14 protein-coding genes are annotated in these 16705 nt (G+C 68.9%); 10 read left to right on the top strand and 4 right to left on the bottom strand.

Going from position 1 to position 16705, the window contains the following annotated elements:
- Positions 1-136: 136 nt before the first annotated feature.
- From ACIRGA_RS35680 to ACIRGA_RS35665, 4 genes are all read right to left on the bottom strand, one after another.
- The gene (locus ACIRGA_RS35680; protein WP_400949949.1) at positions 137-3139 is read right to left on the bottom strand and encodes a ribonucleoside-diphosphate reductase subunit alpha; all 3003 of its coding nucleotides are present in this window, start codon (positions 3137-3139) and stop codon (positions 137-139) included.
- Between the two features lie 222 nt (positions 3140-3361).
- Positions 3362-3970: an acetoacetate decarboxylase family protein gene (locus ACIRGA_RS35675; protein ID WP_400949946.1), complete on the bottom strand. Its 609-nt coding sequence runs from the start codon at positions 3968-3970 to the stop codon at positions 3362-3364.
- A complete protein-coding gene (locus ACIRGA_RS35670; protein WP_400949952.1) occupies positions 3967-4806 on the bottom strand; it encodes an enoyl-CoA hydratase-related protein in 840 nt (279 codons plus the stop codon). The genes ACIRGA_RS35675 and ACIRGA_RS35670 overlap by 4 nt, the downstream gene beginning before the upstream one ends.
- A gap of 190 nt (positions 4807-4996) precedes the next feature.
- On the bottom strand, positions 4997-5389 hold the full coding sequence (locus tag ACIRGA_RS35665) for a MerR family transcriptional regulator (RefSeq protein WP_400949943.1): 393 nt from the start codon (positions 5387-5389) through the stop codon (positions 4997-4999).
- Positions 5390-5439: 50 nt separating this feature from the next.
- Here ACIRGA_RS35665 and ACIRGA_RS35660 point away from each other — a divergent pair, with 50 nt between their 5' ends.
- The 10 genes from ACIRGA_RS35660 (at position 5440) to ACIRGA_RS35615 (ending at position 16640) form a co-directional block, all read left to right on the top strand.
- Positions 5440-6300, top strand: a complete 861-nt coding sequence (locus ACIRGA_RS35660) for an NAD(P)-dependent oxidoreductase (RefSeq protein ID WP_400949941.1) — start codon at positions 5440-5442, stop codon at positions 6298-6300.
- A gap of 147 nt (positions 6301-6447) precedes the next feature.
- Complete coding sequence (locus tag ACIRGA_RS35655) at positions 6448-7242, top strand: TIGR03084 family metal-binding protein (RefSeq protein WP_400949939.1); 795 nt, start codon at positions 6448-6450, stop codon at positions 7240-7242.
- Positions 7239-8930, top strand: coding sequence for an acyclic terpene utilization AtuA family protein (locus ACIRGA_RS35650; protein WP_400949936.1), 1692 nt, complete (start codon positions 7239-7241; stop codon positions 8928-8930). Before ACIRGA_RS35655 ends, ACIRGA_RS35650 begins: the two co-directional genes overlap by 4 nt.
- Complete coding sequence (locus ACIRGA_RS35645; protein ID WP_400949934.1) at positions 8927-10075, top strand: acyl-CoA dehydrogenase family protein; 1149 nt, start codon at positions 8927-8929, stop codon at positions 10073-10075. The genes ACIRGA_RS35650 and ACIRGA_RS35645 overlap by 4 nt, the downstream gene beginning before the upstream one ends.
- Positions 10072-11670, top strand: a complete 1599-nt coding sequence (locus tag ACIRGA_RS35640) for an acyl-CoA carboxylase subunit beta (protein ID WP_400949932.1) — start codon at positions 10072-10074, stop codon at positions 11668-11670. Before ACIRGA_RS35645 ends, ACIRGA_RS35640 begins: the two co-directional genes overlap by 4 nt.
- 5 nt (positions 11671-11675) lie before the next feature.
- On the top strand, positions 11676-13628 hold the full coding sequence (locus ACIRGA_RS35635) for a biotin carboxylase N-terminal domain-containing protein (protein ID WP_400949930.1): 1953 nt from the start codon (positions 11676-11678) through the stop codon (positions 13626-13628).
- A complete protein-coding gene (locus tag ACIRGA_RS35630; protein ID WP_400949927.1) occupies positions 13625-14791 on the top strand; it encodes an acyl-CoA dehydrogenase family protein in 1167 nt (388 codons plus the stop codon). Before ACIRGA_RS35635 ends, ACIRGA_RS35630 begins: the two co-directional genes overlap by 4 nt.
- A gap of 11 nt (positions 14792-14802) precedes the next feature.
- Positions 14803-15654, top strand: a complete 852-nt coding sequence (locus tag ACIRGA_RS35625) for an SDR family oxidoreductase (protein ID WP_400949924.1) — start codon at positions 14803-14805, stop codon at positions 15652-15654.
- Positions 15651-16283, top strand: coding sequence for a TetR/AcrR family transcriptional regulator (locus tag ACIRGA_RS35620; RefSeq protein WP_400949922.1), 633 nt, complete (start codon positions 15651-15653; stop codon positions 16281-16283). The genes ACIRGA_RS35625 and ACIRGA_RS35620 overlap by 4 nt, the downstream gene beginning before the upstream one ends.
- Before the next feature lie 87 nt (positions 16284-16370).
- Positions 16371-16640 (top strand): hypothetical protein, encoded by a 270-nt coding sequence (locus tag ACIRGA_RS35615; protein ID WP_400949920.1) that lies wholly within the window; start codon positions 16371-16373, stop codon positions 16638-16640.
- The last annotated feature ends 65 nt before the right edge of the window (positions 16641-16705 follow it).

Here is a 16705-nt window from a genome sequence, read left to right as displayed (position 1 = left end):
GCGCGGGGGGGGGCCGGGGCGCGCGCGGCGGCGGGGGGGCGCGCCCCCCCCCCCCCCCGCGGCCCCCCCGCGGGGGGGGGGGGGGGGGTGGCGGGGCCCGGCCGCCCCCCCCCCCCCCCCCCCCCACGACCGGAGGTCACTGGCAGGCTTCGCAGTCGGGGTCGTCGATCCGGCAGGCCGCGCCTTCGGTGGCGACGAAGTCGACGTCCGAGACCTTCGGCATCTCCTTCGGCTCCGGCTTGGCTGCCGGGGCAGGGGCGGTCACCGGGACGGCCGGGACGGCGGCGGCCGGCGACGGCGACACCGCGGCGGAAGCCGACGGGGCGGGCGAAGCGGCGGGAGCCGGCGCCGGAGCGGCGGCGGGCTTGGGGGTGGCCGGGGCCGGGGTGGCCGAGACCGCGTTCAGCTTGCCGTCGGTGCCGCGCAGGGTGCTCTTCTCCACGTGCGTCGCGGACCGCGCCCGCAGGTAGTACGTGGTCTTGAGGCCCTTGTGCCAGGCGTAGCGGTACAGCTCGTCGAGCTTGCGGCCGCTGGGCGCCGCGATGTAGAGGTTCAGCGACTGCGCCTGGTCGATCCACTTCTGGCGCCGCGAACCGGCGTCCACCAGCCACTTGGACTCGATCTCGAACGCGGTGGCGTACAACGCCTTCAGGTCGTCCGGCACGCGGTCGATCTGGCCGAGGCTGCCGTCGAAGTACTTCAGGTCCGACACCATGACCTCGTCCCACAGCCCGCGCTCCTTGAGCGAGCGGACCAGGTGCGGGTTCACCACGGTGAAGTCACCGGACATGTTCGACTTGACGAACAGGTTCTGGAACAGCGGCTCGATCGACTGCCCGACCCCGCAGATGTTGGAGATCGTCGCGGTCGGCGCGATCGCCATCACGTTGGAGTTGCGCATGCCGACGGTCTTGACCCGCTCGCGCAGCGGCGCCCAGTCCAAAGTGGACGAGGTGTCGACGTCGAGAGCGTCGCCCTGGCGCGCGTCGATCAGCAGCTGCATCGAGTCGATCGGCAGGATTCCCTTGCTCCACAAGGAACCCTCGAACGTCTGGTACTGGCCGCGCTCCTCGGCGAGGTCGGTCGAGGCCGAGATCGCGTAGTAGCTGATGTGCTCCATGCTGGTGTCCGCGAACTGTACGGCCTCGTCCGAGGACAGCGGGACACCGATCTCGAACAGCGCGTCCTGGAAGCCCATCAGGCCGAGGCCGATCGGGCGGTGGCGCAGGTTGGAGCGGCGCGCCTCCGGGATCGTGTAGAAGTTGATGTCGATCACGTTGTCGAGCATGCGAACGGCCGTGCGCACGGTCTTCTCGAGGCGCTTCGTGTCGAGGCCCTCGGGAGTGACGTGCTTGAGCAGGTTCACCGAGCCGAGGTTGCAGACCGCGACCTCGTCGGTGGTGGTGTTCAGGGTGATCTCGGTGCACAGGTTGGACGAGTGCACGACACCCACGTGCTGCTGCGGCGAGCGCAGGTTGCACGGGTCCTTGAAGGTGATCCACGGGTGGCCGGTCTCGAACAGCATGGTCAGCATGCGGCGCCACAGGTCGACCGCGCGGATCTTGCGGAACACCTTCAGCTCGCCACGCTCGGCGGCGGCCTCGTACTCGCGGTAGCGCTCGGCGAACGCGTTGCCGTAGAGGTCGTGCAGGTCCGGGGTCTCGTTCGGCGAGAACAGCGTCCACTGCGCGTCGGCCTCGACGCGGCGCAGGAACTCGTCCGGCACCCAGTTCGCGGTGTTCATGTCGTGCGTACGACGACGGTCGTCACCGGTGTTCTTGCGCAGGTCGAGGAATTCCTCGATGTCCACGTGCCAGGTCTCGAGGTACGCGCAGGCGGCGCCCTTGCGCTTGCCGCCCTGGTTCACCGCGACCGCGGTGTCGTTGGCGATCTTGAGGAACGGCACGACACCCTGCGACTGGCCGTTGGTGCCCTTGATGTGCGCGCCGAGGCCGCGGACCGGGGTCCAGTCGTTGCCGAGACCGCCCGAGTACTTTGCCAGCAGCGCGTTGTTCTTGTACGCCTGGAAGATCGAGTCCAGGTCGTCGTCCACGGTGGTCAGGAAGCAGGACGACAGCTGCGGGCGCGTGGTGCCCGAGTTGAACAGCGTCGGGGTGGACGCCATGAAGTGGAAGGTCGAGAGGAGCTCGTAGAACTCGATGGCACGGGCTTCCCGGTCGTCCTCGCGGATTGCCAGACCCATGGCGACGCGCATGAAGAACGCCTGCGGCAGCTCGAAGCGGACACCGTTGTGGTGCTGGAAGTACCGGTCGTACAGCGTCTGCAGGCCGAGGAAGCCGAAGTCGAGGTCACGCTCGGCGTGGATGGCCGCGGTGATCTTGTCCAGGTCGAAGGTCTGGAGCTCGGGGTTGACCAGCTCCAGCTCGATGGCGCGCTTGAGGTAGTCCCGGAAGTACTGCGGGTACCGCGCGGTCATCTCGTTCTGGCTGGCCTGCTGCGGAACGCCCGCGAGGTAGCTGAGCGCCTCGCCGCGGAGCTTGTCCGCCAGCAGCCGGGCGCTGACGTAGGAGTAGTTCGGCTCCTGCTCGACGAGCACGCGCGCGGCCATGATCTGGGCGAGGGCGAGCTCGTCGGCGCTGATGCCGTCGTACAGGTTGCGCTTGGCCTCGGCCAGGACCGGCTCGGCCGAGACGTCCTCGAGCCCGGCGACGGCCTCGCCGACCACGTGCGAGACGCGGGCCCAGTCGAGCGGGCGGAGCGAGCCGTCGGCCGTCTTGACGCTGATGGCGACGTCGGACGACGCGGGCTTCTCGGCCTCGCGGGCCTTCGCGCGCTCATCGCGGTACAGGACGTACGCGCGGGCGACCTTGTGGTGCTCGCCGCGCATCAGCGCGAGCTCGACGATGTCCTGGATCTGCTCGATGTGCAGCGCGGTCTCGGGGCCGGCGTGGCGGAGCAGGGTGGTCTCGATCTGCTCGGTCAGTTCCTTGACCAGATGGTGGATCCGCGACGAGGCGGCCGCGTCACCGCCCTCGACGGCGAGGAAGGCCTTGGTCACGGCGACCGAGATCTTGTTCGCGTCGAAGGGGGACACGCTGCCGTCCCGCCGGATGACTCGCACGGTCGCGGGCGTGGTGTCCGAAGACGAAGGTGGCCGCTGACCGGTATCGACTGACATGCATGACTCCAAAAGGGCGCGTTGAAGCACCACAAGGCCTCACAAGGCCGTGCGCTGCACGTTCACAAAGCTGTCCGACCACCGCTCCCGAGCGGTCTCCCCGTCGCTGGGCGGTGCCGGTTCCCAGAGACTACATGTAGGGGTCGGAGGCTGCACGTGCCCCAATGGGTGGCGTGTCGTCGGCTCACCCTGGCGGGTTAGACGATCACGCTCAGCGGCTGTTCAGCCCCCGAAGACGATCTTGAAATCGCGCAGGCAGGCGCTCAGTACGGGGCGCTGACCGGCGAGGAAGCCGAACGGCCCGGACTCGTTGATCCGCCAGTCCGCGGACGCGGGGCGTGGGTTCGCCGTCGCTCGGACGGGGCTCCTTTTGAGACGACCGTCCAGCATTTGGACGACGTCGAAGGCCGCCGGCATCCGCACCGGAAGGCTCGGCCGGGGCGTGAAGGCCGCCGTCGCGATCCAGTCCTCCTGGGTGGCCGCCGAGGCGGTGAACGTCCGCCCGTGGGCGAAGTCGAGCGCGGCGAGATCCTTCGGGATGCCCCACAGCGCCCGCCCGCCGGCGAGCGAGACCTCGCTGTCGACCCAGATGTCGGTGATGGAGCTGGAGAGGCGTTCGCCGCGGACCGCGACCGTCGCGAGCAGCTCGTGGTACTGAAGCTGCCCGGGCTCCTGGTAGTCGATCCAGGCGGTGAACACCTGGGCGCGGCCGCCGAGCGTGATCGGCTCGACGCCGCCGGGCAGGCCGGGCAGTCCGCTCACCGGGACACGCCAGATCGACAGGTACGCCTGATCCGCCAGGTCCCAGGGCTCCGGGGGATAGGCGGTCACTTGTTCAGCCACGGCAGGTAAGCGGGCTGGTCGGTGTCGACGCGCATGGAGAACTCCGGTGGTCGTTTCTGCAGGAAGGACACGACTCCTTCGACGGCGTCCGGGCTGGAACCCAGGCCGCCGATCAGCCGGGAGTCCAGCTCGTGCACGGGGAACGGCGATTCCGCGCTCGCCATCCGGTACAGCAACTGCCGCGTCACCGCGACCGAGACCGGCGAGGTGGTCGCCGCGATCTCGCGAGCCAGCTCGCGGGCCTTGCCGAGCACTTCCCCGGGCTCATGCACACTGTGGACCAGTCCGGCGGTTTTCGCTTCCTCGGCGCCGAAGACCCGGCCGCTGATCATCCAGTCGAGTGCCGTGCCCATCCCGACGAGCCGGGGGAGGAACCACGCGGACGCGCCTTCGGGGTAGATCCCGCGGCGGACGAACACGAAGCCGAACCGGGAGTCCGTGGACGCGAGCCGGTAGTCGCACGACAGCGTGATCGTGACGCCGCCGCCGACGGCCGCGCCCCGCAAAGCCGCGATCACCGGCTTGTTCATCGTGAAGATCCGTTTCGAGCAGCGTCCCGCCGGCTCCTGCCACGCCGCGTCCGGCCCGGTCTCCGGATCGAAGTCGAAACCGCCCTGGGTGAGGTCGGCGCCCACCGAGAAATCCTTGCCGTTGCCGGTCAGGATCACCACCCGGACGTCCTCGTCGCGGTCGGCGCGGTCCATCGCGTCGCCGAGTTCGTCGGCCATGCGGATGGTGTAGCCGTTGCGGGCCTCGGGCCGGTTGAGCGTGACCGTCGCGATGCGGTCTTCGACCTCGTAGGTGATTTCGGCGTACGCGCTCATGACGTGAAAGTAAGCCAGTGTTGACAAGGTGTCAACAAGGCGGCGCAAGGTCGCGAGCGACTCGTCGTACCGGCCGAGGACGCGATACGTGCTGCCGAGTCCGACGAACGCCCCCATGTCTGTCCTCTGTAGACAGACCTTCGCCCGCGAGCGCCTGTTCGTAGAACGGGGCACGCTTCCTGTGCCTCGTTCACGCGGCGGTGCCGTCGAACGGCGGATAGGTCTCGACGCCGACCCGCTCGGCCACGACGATGTACCCGGCCAGCGCGTCGCGCGACCTGGTCAGCTTGGCCAGCTGCTCGTCCAGGCGTCCGAGCCGCTCGCGCATCGCGGCCAGCAGCTCGGGGCAGCCGATCAGCTCGGGTTCCTCGCCGATCGCGCAGGGGAGCAGATACGCGATGTCCTCGGACGACAGGCCCGCGGCGAGCAGATGGCGGATCTGCTTCACCCGCAGCAAAGCCGTCTCGTCGTACTCGCGATAGCCGTTCTTGCCGCGGCTCGCCTCCAGGAGTCCTTGCGCCTCGTAGTAGCGCAGCTGGTGGGCGTTGACGCCCGTCCGGTGACTCAGTTCACCGATCTTCATCGCTTTCCCCACTTGACCTTCATACCGGTATCAACGTTGACGATCGTGCCATGACAGACAACGCGAACACTCCGATTTCGGTCGTCGGCCTCGGTCTCATGGGCACCGCGCTCGCCCGCGCGTTTCTGAATGCGGGGCATCCCACCACCGTGTGGAACCGGACGGCCGCCAAGGCGGACGCGCTCGTGGCCGAAGGCGCGCGGCTCGCGCCCACGATCGGCGACGCGCTTGGCTCGGGCGGCGTGACGATCCTGTGCCTCACCGACTACTTCGCCGTCCGTGAACTGCTCGGCGATGACGGCCTGGCGGGCACGACACTGGTCAACCTGACTTCGGGCGACTCCGCTCAGGCTCGGGAAACCGCCGCCTGGGCCGAAAAACAGGGTGCCCGGTACGTGGACGGCGCGATCATGGCCATCCCGTCGTCGATCGGGACCGCCGACGCGGTGATCCTGCTGAGCGGGCGGCGGCCGGACTTCGAGATCGGCGCGCTCGGCACGATCAGCTACCTCGGCGAGGACCCCGGACTCGCGTCCCTGTACGACGTCGCCGGGCTGACGATGATGTGGAGCGTCCTGAACGCGTGGCTCCAGGGCACCGCGATGCTCAAGACGGCCGGTGTCGACGCCGCGACGTACGCGCCCTTCGCGCAACAGATCGCCGTGGGTGTCGCCGGTTGGCTGCCCGGGTACGCCGAACAGGTCGACAAGGATTCCTTCCCGGCCGAGGTGTCGGCTTTGGAAACCGACGCGCGGGCGATGGCGCACATGGTCGAGGAGAGCGAGGCGCTGGGCGTGAACGCCGAACTGCCGAAGCTGATCAAGGCGATGGCCGACCGCGCGATCGCCGCCGGGCACGGGGGAGAGCAGTATCCGGTGCTGATCCGGGAATTCGAGCGGCCGGGGAGCTGACCTGCTCCGATGTCCGTGAAGGCCTCCTTGAGAGACTCTGGGTCCCTCAAGGAGGCCTTCACGGAACGTCGATCGAGGAAAACAATCAGGCGTGCTTGATTTTTCCACGCGGGGGTGTCAGCCTGGGGGAGACGCGAGGAGGCGGGCATGGCTGACCTGGGCGCGATCCTTGGGGATCTCGCGGCGGAATCGCAGGCCATCGACGACGTGGTGGCGGATCTGCCCGCGTCGGACTGGGCGCGGCAGACCCCGGCCGAAGGCTGGACGATCGCCCATCAGATCGCCCATCTGGCCTGGACGGACAAGAAGGCGCTGATCGCGGCGCGCGGGTCCGAGGCCGAGTGGCAGGCCGAGATCGAAGGGCTGCTCGCGACGGGGGAGTCCTACGTCGACGACGGCGCCGTCGAGGGCGCGAAGGCGCCGCCCGGTGAGCTGCTGGCCGAATGGCGCGCCTGTCGCGCGGAACTCGCCGAAGCGCTCGCCGCGGTGCCCGACGGGCAGAAGATCCCCTGGTACGGCCCGCCGATGAGTGCGGCGTCCATGGTGACGGCACGCCTGATGGAGACGTGGGCGCACGGCCAGGACATCTTCGACGCGCTCGGCGTCGAGCGGGAGAACACCGCGCGGATCTGGCATATAGCCCGGTTCGGCACCCGCACCCGCGACTTCGCCTACAAGCTCAACTCACTCTCGCCGCCCAGCGAGGAATTCCGCGTCGAGCTCACCGCGCCCGACGGCACCACTTGGGCTTTCGGACCGGAGGACGCGCGGCAGCGGCTCACCGGCAGCGCCGTCGACTTCTGCCTCGTCATCACCCAGCGCCGTCACCCCGCCGACACCGACCTTGTCGCCACGGGCAAGGACGTCGAGGAATGGCTCGGGATCGCCCAGGCCTTCGCCGGGCCTCCCGGCGCGGGACGGCGGCCGGGGCAGTTCGCATGACCCCGATCAGGATCGGCAACGCGTCCGGGTTCTACGGCGACCGGTTCTCCGCGGTCCACGAGATGCTCACCGGCGGTCCGCTCGACGTGCTGACCGGCGACTACCTGGCCGAGCTGACCATGCTCATCCTCGGCCGCGACCGGATGAAGGACCCAGAACGCGGTTACGCCAAGACCTTCTTGCGTCAGATGGAGCAGAATCTCGCGCTGGCGAAGGAAAAGGGCGTCAAGATCGTCGCGAACGCCGGTGGGCTCAACCCCGCCGGGCTCGCCGGTGCGCTCCGTGAACTGGCCGCGAAGCTCGGCGTCGACGTCGCGATCGCGCACGTCGAGGGCGACGACCTCATCCAGCGCGCGGAAGAACTCGGTTTCGGCAAGACCCTGACCGCCAACGCGTACCTCGGCGCTTGGGGGATCGCGGAGTGCCTGAACGCGGGCGCCGACATCGTGGTGACCGGACGCGTCACCGACGCGTCGGTGATCGTCGGCCCGGCCGCCGCGCACTTCGGCTGGGCGCGCGACGACTACGACGCGCTGGCGGGCGCGGTCGCGGCCGGGCACGTGATCGAATGCGGAACGCAGGCCACCGGCGGCAACTACGCCTTCTTCACCGAACACGAGATCGGCGTCCCGGGTTTCCCGATCGCCGAGATCTCCGCCGACGGTTCCAGCGTGATCACCAAACACCCCGGAACGGGCGGTGTGGTGAACGCCGGAACCGTTACGGCGCAACTGCTCTACGAGATCACCGGCGCCCGCTACGCCGGGCCGGACGTCACGGCGCGGTTTGACACGTTGACGCTCACCGACGACGGCCCGGACCGCGTCCGCATCAGCGGCGTCACCGGCGAGCCGCCGCCACCGACGCTCAAGGTCTGCCTGAACGGGCTCGGCGGTTTCCGGAACGAGACGACGTTCGTCCTCACCGGACTCGACATCGAGGCGAAAGCCGCACTGGTCAAGGAACAGCTCGAAGGCGCGCTCAAGGCCAGGCCGCCCGCCGACGTCAAGTGGACCCTGGCCCGCACCGACCGTCCCGACGCCGAGACCGAACAGCAGGCGAGCGCGCTGCTGCACGTCGCGGTGAAGGACGCTGATCCGGAGGTCGCCGGGCGCGCGTTCAGCGGCGCGGCGATCGAACTCGCGCTCGCGAGCTACCCCGGCTTCCATGTCACCGCGCCGCCCGCGGCCGCCTCGCCCTACGGCGTGTACCGGCCCGCTTTCGTCGACGCGCGCGAGGTCCCGCATATCGCCGTCCTGCCGGACGGAACGCGCCGCGACATCGCGCCCGCCACCGAAACCCTGCCTCTGTCCGATGTGGACGAAGAACGACTGCCCGCGCCGTTCACCCAGGTGCGGGTCCGCCGGGCACCGCTGGGCAAGGTGGTCGGTGCCCGCAGCGGCGACAAGGGTGGCAACGCGAACGTCGGGGTCTGGGCGCGTTCCGACGAAGCGTGGCGCTGGCTCGCGCACCGGCTCACCGTCACCGAGTTCAAACTGCTGCTCCCGGAGACCGCGGACCTCGAGGTCCGGCGGCATCTCCTGCCGAACCTGCGGGCGCTCAACTTCGTCGTCGAAGGCATCCTCGGCGAGGGCGTCGCTTCGCAGGCGCGGTTCGACCCGCAGGCGAAGGCGCTCGGGGAATGGCTGCGCTCCCGCGAGATCGACATCCCGGAGGCCCTCCTGTGACCGACCCTTTCGCCACGCCGGAACGCGCCGAACTGCGCAAGACCGTCCGGCGGTTCGCCGAAACCGAGATCCTGCCGTACCTCGACGATTGGGAGCGCGAGGGCGAACTGCCCCGCGATCTGCACCGCAAGGCCGGGGAACTCGGGCTGCTCGGTGTCGGCTTCCCTGAGGAGGTCGGCGGCGGTGGCGGCGACTACCTCGACGCCGTCGTCATCGCCGAGGAACTGCACTACGCGGGCGGTTCCGGCGGCCTGTTCGCCTCGCTGTTCACTTGCGGCATCGCCGTCCCGCATATCGCGGCCGCCGGGGATCCGGTGCAGATCGAACGCTGGGTCCGGCCGACCCTGGAGGGCGCCAAGATCGGCTCGCTCGCGGTCACCGAACCCGACGGCGGCTCCGACGTCGCCGGGATCCGCACCACGGCGGTGCGCGAGGGCGACGAGTACGTCATCAACGGCGCCAAGACCTTCATCACCTCGGGCTGCCGTGCGGATTTCGTGACGACCGTGGTCCGCACCGGGGAAGCCGGCGCGCACGGGATTTCGCTCATCGTGGTCGAACGCGGCACACCGGGCTTCACCGTCTCCCGCAAGCTGGAGAAGATGGGCTGGCTCTGCTCGGACACCGCCGAGCTGTCCTATGTGGACGTCCGGGTGCCCGCGGAGAACCTGATCGGGGCGGAGAACAGCGGGTTCGCGCAGGTCGCTACGCAGTTCGTCACCGAGCGGGTCTCGCTGGCCGTGCAGGGTTACGCGCACGCGCAGCGAGCGCTCGACCTGACCTTGGACTGGTGCCGCCTGCGCGAGACCTTCGGCCGCCCGCTGATATCCCGCCAGCTGGTGCAGCACAAACTCACCGAGATGGCGCGCAAGATCGACGTCGCCCGCACTTACACCCGGCAGGTCGCCCAGCGGCACGTCGCGGGCGAAGAGGTCATCGCCGAAGCCTGTTTCGCGAAGAACACCGCCGTCGAGACCGCCGAATGGGTGGTCAACGAGGCCGTGCAGCTGCACGGCGGACTCGGCTACATGCGGGAGTCCGAAGTGGAGCGTCACTACCGTGACGTGCGCATCCTCGGCATCGGCGGCGGGACCAACGAGATCCTCACCGGCTTGGCCGCGAAGCGATTGGGATACACCGCATGAGCACGATCAGGTCCACTGTGGACAGCCGAAGCGAGGGATTCGCGGCCAATCGCGAATCCATGCTCGGCAAGCTGGCCGAGATCGACGGCGAGCACGCCAAGGCGATCGCGGGCGGCGGCGAGAAATACGTCGCCCGGCATCGCAAACGCGGCAAGATGCTGGCCCGCGAGCGGATCGAGCTCCTCCTCGACGAGGACTCGCCGTTCCTCGAACTGTCGCCGCTGGCGGCCTGGGGTTCGGACTACCAGGTCGGCGCCAGCGTGATCACCGGGATCGGCGTCGTCGAAGGCGTCGAATGCATGATCTCGGCGAGCGACCCGACGGTCAAAGGCGGGGCGAGCAACCCGTGGACGGCCAAGAAGAGCTACCGCGCCGCGGACATCGCCGCGCAGAACCGCCTGCCGGTGATCAACCTCGTCGAGTCGGGTGGCGCGGATCTGCCGACGCAGAAGGAGATCTTCATCCCCGGCGGCCGGATCTTCCGTGATATCACGCGGTCGTCGGCGGCGAAGGTGCCCACGATCGCCCTGGTGTTCGGAAACTCGACCGCGGGCGGCGCGTACCTGCCCGGCATGTCGGACTACGTCGTGATGGTCAAGGAACGGGCGAAGGTGTTCCTCGGCGGTCCGCCGCTGGTCAAGATGGCCACCGGTGAGGAATCCGACGACGAGTCGCTCGGCGGCGCCGAGATGCACGCCCGCACGTCGGGCCTCGCCGACTACCTCGCGGCGGACGAAGAGGACGCGATCCGGCTCGGCCGCAGCATCGTCAAGCGGCTCAACTGGACCAAACAGGGCCCGACACCGAAACCGGACTACGCCGAGCCGCTGTACTCCGCCGAAGACCTGCTCGGCATCGTGCCCACCGACCTCAAGGTGCCGTTCGACCCGCGCGAGGTGATCGCCAGGGTCGCCGACGGCTCGGACTTCGACGAGTTCAAACCCTTGTACGGCAGCAGCCTCGCCACCGGCTGGGCGAGTATCCACGGCTACCCGGTCGGCATCCTGGCCAACGCGCAGGGGGTGCTGTTCGGCGAGGAGTCGCAGAAGGCCGCGCAGTTCATCCAACTGGCCAACCAGATCGACACGCCGCTCGTCTTTCTGCACAACACGACCGGCTACATGGTCGGCAAGGAGTACGAGCAGAGCGGCATCATCAAACACGGCGCGATGATGATCAACGCCGTGTCGAACTCGAAGGTGCCGCATCTGTCGGTGCTCATGGGCGCGTCGTACGGCGCCGGGCATTACGGGATGTGCGGCCGTGCCTACGATCCCCGGTTCCTCTTCGCTTGGCCGAGCGCGAAATCCGCGGTCATGGGGCCGCAGCAGCTCGCGGGCGTGCTGTCCATCGTGGCCCGTGCCGCCGCCGCGTCGCGCGGTCAGGAGTACAACGAGGAGCACGACGCCGCCATGCGCGCCATGGTCGAGGGCCAGATCGAAGCCGAGTCGATGCCGATGTTCCTCTCCGGGATGCTCTACGACGACGGGATCATCGATCCCCGCGACACTCGCACGGTGCTCGGGCTCAGCCTGTCCGTGATCCACAATGGACCAGTGAAGGGCGCCGAGGGCTTCGGCGTCTTCAGGATGTGAGCGGCATGATCGAGAAACTTCTGGTCGCCAACCGCGGTGAGATCGCCCGCCGTGTGTTCCGCACCTGTCGCGACGCCGGAATCGGTACGGTGGCGGTGTTCTCCGACGCGGACGCCGACGCGCCGCACACCGCCGAGGCGGATGTCGCCGTCCGCCTGCCGGGCAACGCGCCCGCCGACACCTATCTGCGAGCCGAGCTGCTGATCAAGGCGGCCGTGGAAACCGGCGCCGACGCGATCCACCCCGGCTATGGGTTCCTGTCCGAGAACGCCGGGTTCGCCCGTGCCGTGATCGACGCGGGACTCACCTGGGTCGGCCCGCCGCCGGAGGCCATCGAGAGCATGGGCTCCAAGGTCGAGTCCAAGCGGATGATGGCCGAGGCCGGTGTCCCGATCCTGTCCGAATTGGACCCGGCCGAGGTCACCGAGGACGACCTTCCGCTGCTGGTCAAGGCTTCCGCCGGCGGTGGCGGACGCGGTATGCGCATCGTGCGCTCGCTCGGCGAACTCGCCGAGGCCGTCGAAGGCGCGAGCGCCGAGGCCGCGTCGGCGTTCGGCGACCCGACCGTGTTCTGCGAGCGATACCTGGAGACCGGCCGCCACATCGAGGTCCAGGTGCTCGCCGACACCCACGGCACCGTCTGGGCGGTGGGGGAGCGGGAGTGCTCGATCCAGCGCCGCCACCAGAAGGTCGTCGAGGAGGCGCCGTCGCCGTTCGTCGACGAGGCCATGCGGGAGGCGCTGTTCGACGCCGCGCGCAAGGCCGCGCAGGCGATCGACTACGTCGGCGCCGGGACGGTCGAGTTCCTCGCCGGACCGGACGGGCGGTTCTACTTCCTGGAGATGAACACCCGGCTCCAGGTCGAGCATCCCGTCACCGAAGCCACGACCGGGCTCGATCTCGTCTCGCTGCAACTGCGGATCGCCGAGGGCGAGCACCTCCCGATCGACGAACCGGAGACGACCGGTCACGCCATCGAGGTCCGGCTCTACGCCGAAGATCCCGCCGCTGGCTGGCAGCCGCAGAGCGGCACCTTGCATCGTTTCGAAGTGCCTGCCGCGCAACGGGAATTCGAGATCGGCCCAGGTGTCCGGCTGGACTCCGGTTTCGTCAGCGGGCAGACCGTCGGCGTGCACTACGACCCGATGCTCGCCAAGGTCATCGCCTACGCCCCGGACCGCCGGAGCGCGGCGCGGGCACTGGCCGGAGCACTGGCCGGCGCGGAGATCCACGGTGTGGTGACCAACCGCGATCTGCTGGTGAACGTGTTGCGCCATGAGGCTTTCCTCGCCGGAGAGACCGACACGGCCTTTTTCGACCGGCACGGGCTCGAAACCCTGTCCCGGCCACTGGCCACTGTGGACACTGTACGGATTTCGGCGCTGGCCGCCGCTTTGGCGGGCGCGGCCGAGAACCGCTCGGGCGCCCAGGTGCAGAGGCGACTGCCGAGCGGCTGGCGCAACGTTCGGTCACAGGGGCAGCGCAAACGTTTTCGTCAAGGCGACGACGAGATCGAGGTCGTTTACAGCCTCGGCCGGGGCGGTCTGCGCGCCGACGGTTTCGAAGGCGTCGAACTGGTTTCCGCCGAGAGCGGCGACGTGGTCATCGAGGTTTCCGGGGTGCGGCGGAAGTTCACCGTCGCCCGGTACGGCGACACGGTGTACGTCGATTCGCCGGACGGCGCCGTCGAATTGGGCGTGGTGCCGCGGTACACCGATCCCGACGCGGCGCTCGCGGCCGGTTCACTCGTGGCGCCGATGCCGGGCACGGTCGTCCGGCTCGCGGTCGAGGCGGGCGACACCGTCAAGACCGGCGATCCGTTGCTGTGGCTCGAAGCGATGAAGATGGAACACCGGATCGCGGCACCCGCCGACGGCGTCGTGACGGAACTCCCGGTGGTGGTCGGACAGCAGGTTGAAGTGGGCACGATCCTCGCGGTGGTAGGAGACGACGAATGAACGCGATGAACTTCACCGAGCCCGAGGAGCGCGTCGCGCTGCGGGCCGCGGTCGCCGAACTCGGCAAGAAGTACGGGCACGAGTACTACGCCAAGCAGGCGCGCGCCGGGCTCAAGACCGAGGAACTGTGGGCCGAAGCCGGACGGCTGGGCTACCTCGGCGTGAATCTCCCCGAGGAGTACGGCGGTGGGGGAGCGGGGATCGCGGATCTCGCCGCGGTGCTCGAAGAACTCGCCGCGGCGGGCTCCCCGCTGCTGCTCATGGTCGTCTCGCCGGCGATCTGCGGCACGGTCATCTCGCGCTTCGGCACCGACGAGCAGAAGAAGCGCTGGCTGCCGGGGATCGCCGACGGCAGCAGGCGGATGGTCTTCGCGATCACCGAGCCGGACGCGGGATCGAACTCGCACAAGATCACCACCACCGCGAAACGCGACGGCGACGGCTGGGTCCTCAGTGGACGGAAGGTCTACATCTCCGGTGTCGACGAGGCGGACGCCGTCCTGGTCGTCGGCCGCACCGAGGACGCGAAGACCGGCAATCTCAAGCCCGCGCTGTTCACCGTCCCGACCGACGCGCCCGGCTTCGAGTACAAGCAGATCGACATGGACATCATCTCGCCGGAGAAGCAGTTCGGGCTGTTCCTCGACGACGTCCATCTGCCCGCCGACGCGCTGGTCGGCGAGGAGGACGCGGCGATCGCGCAGCTGTTCGCCGGGCTCAACCCGGAACGCATCATGGGAGCGTCGTTCTCGCTCGGCATCGCGCGGTACGCGCTGGGCAAGGCCATCGCCTACGCCAACGAACGCAAGGTGTGGGGCGCGCCGATCGGCACCCACCAGGGTCTCGCGCATCCGCTGGCCGAGATCAAGATCGAGCTCGAACTGGCCAAACTCATGACGCAGAAGGCGGCGTCGCTCTACGACTCCGGCGACGACTTCGGCGCGGGCGAGTCGGCGAACATGGCGAAGTACGCCGCCGCCGAGGTCGCCATCCGCGCCGTCGACCAGGCCGTGCAGACCCACGGCGGCAACGGTCTCGCCAGCGAATACGGGCTGGGCACGCTGGTCACGGCCGTCCGGCTGGGCCGGATCGCGCCGGTGAGCCGCGAGATGGTGCTCAACTTCGTCGGCCAGCACAGCCTCGGCCTGCCCCGCTCCTACTGAGAGGCGCGAACATGAGCACGCTCCACGGCAAGACGATCATCATCTCCGGCGGCAGCCGCGGGATCGGCGAGGCCATCGCGGTCCGTGCCGCCCGCGACGGGGCGAACATCGCGCTGCTGGCCAAGACCGCCGAGCCGCATCCGAAGCTGCCGGGCACGCTCTACACCGCGGCCAAGGCGATCGAGGACGCCGGCGGGCAGGCGCTGCCGATCGTCGGCGACGTCCGCGACGACACGTCGGTCGAGGCCGCGATCGCGCGGACCGCGGAGCAGTTCGGCGGTATCGACATCGTGCTCAACAACGCGAGCGCGATCGACCTGACGCCGACCGAATCCGTCAGCATGAAGCGCTACGACCTGATGCAGGACATCAACGCGCGCGGATCGTTCCTGCTGTCGAAACTCGCCATCCCGTATCTGAAGGCGGCGGAGAACGCGCACATCCTGACGCTGTCGCCGCCGATCAGCCTCGACGAGAAGTGGTTCCAGGCCGGGCATCTCGCGTACAGCATCGCGAAGTACTCGATGAGCCTGGTGACCGTCGGGCTCGCCGCGGAGCTGCGGCAGTACGGGATCGCGGCGAACTCGCTGTGGCCGCGCACGACGATCGACACCGCGGCGATCCGCAACGTCGTCGGCGCGGAACTGGCGGCCAAGTCGCGGACGCCGGAGATCATGGCGGACGCGGCGCACGCGATCCTCACCAAGCCGAGCACCGAGGCGACGGGGAATTTCTACCTCGACGACGAGGTGCTCGCCGCCGAGGGCGTCACCGACTTCTCGAAGTACCGCGTCGGCGGGCGGGAGGAAGACCTGCAGCTCGATTTCTGGGTCGAAAGCCGTACCCCAGAATCAGGGCCATGATCCGCGAACCACAGCAAGAGCGCAGCCGGACGACTCGGCGGCGGCTGGTCGAGGCCGCCGTCGAGACGATCGGGGAGCTGGGCTGGAACGGGACCACCGTCGCGCTGATCGCGGAACGCGCCGGGGTCTCGCGCGGTGCCGCCCAGCACCACTTCCCGACCAGGGAGGACCTGGTCGCGGCCGCGGTCGAGCACGTCGGCGAGATCCAGATCGTGGAACTGCGCGCCCGCGCGGCGGAACTTTCGTCGGGCCGGTCGCGGATCGAGCGGGCTGTCGACATGGTGCTCAATCTCTACAGCGGACCGCTGTTCCGCGCCGCGCTCCATCTGTGGGTCGCGGCGTCGACCGACGATTCCCTGCGCGCGACCCTGGTGCCACTGGAGGCCCGCGTCGGCAGGGAAGCGCACCGTGTCACCGTCGAGCTGCTCGGCGTCGACGAGTCCCATCAGGGCGTTCGTGAGCTGGTCCAGGCCACTCTCGATCTTGCCCGCGGCCTCGGTCTGGCGAACCTGCTGACCGACGATACGAAGCGGCGTAAACAGATCGTCGCGCAGTGGGCGCGGGTACTGGAGCCGACGCTGGGACCGGCGAAGATCTCACGGAACCAAGAAGTCACCGACAACGTCTGAGATCTTGTTAACACTGATGGAGCAGCGGCCGATAACACGGTGTGAGTGCTGCTGATTCAGGTGGCTGATCGAGAGAGGTCCAGTCCGGTGTCCGGTTCAGAGGTCGAACTGTCCCATCGCGCGATGGCGATGCTGCGAGCGGTAGCGGCGCGCCGTGCCCAGATGTCGTGCAGCTGCGAGCCGGATCTCTTCATCGACGGGTTCGCCTGTTGCGATCAGATGACCGCGCACGCGCTGGCCCACGGCGGGTACATCCGCCCCGCCGAGTCCAGCGGTCCGTCCGCGATCACCGGCCGGGTGCCCGCCGAACTGACCGAAGCGGGCGAAGCCGCGATCGCGGTCACCGTCGCCGCCTGACCTTTCACCGCATCGTCTGTCCGTAGTGGACGACGACCGTTTACAACCACCTCCCGCGTTCCTAG

It is taken from the genome of Amycolatopsis sp. NPDC102389, assembly GCF_044765885.1.
GTDB lineage: Bacteria > Actinomycetota > Actinomycetes > Mycobacteriales > Pseudonocardiaceae > Amycolatopsis.
Note: the sequence above shows the minus strand (reverse complement) of the source record. Positions and strands in the feature narration are given on the sequence as shown.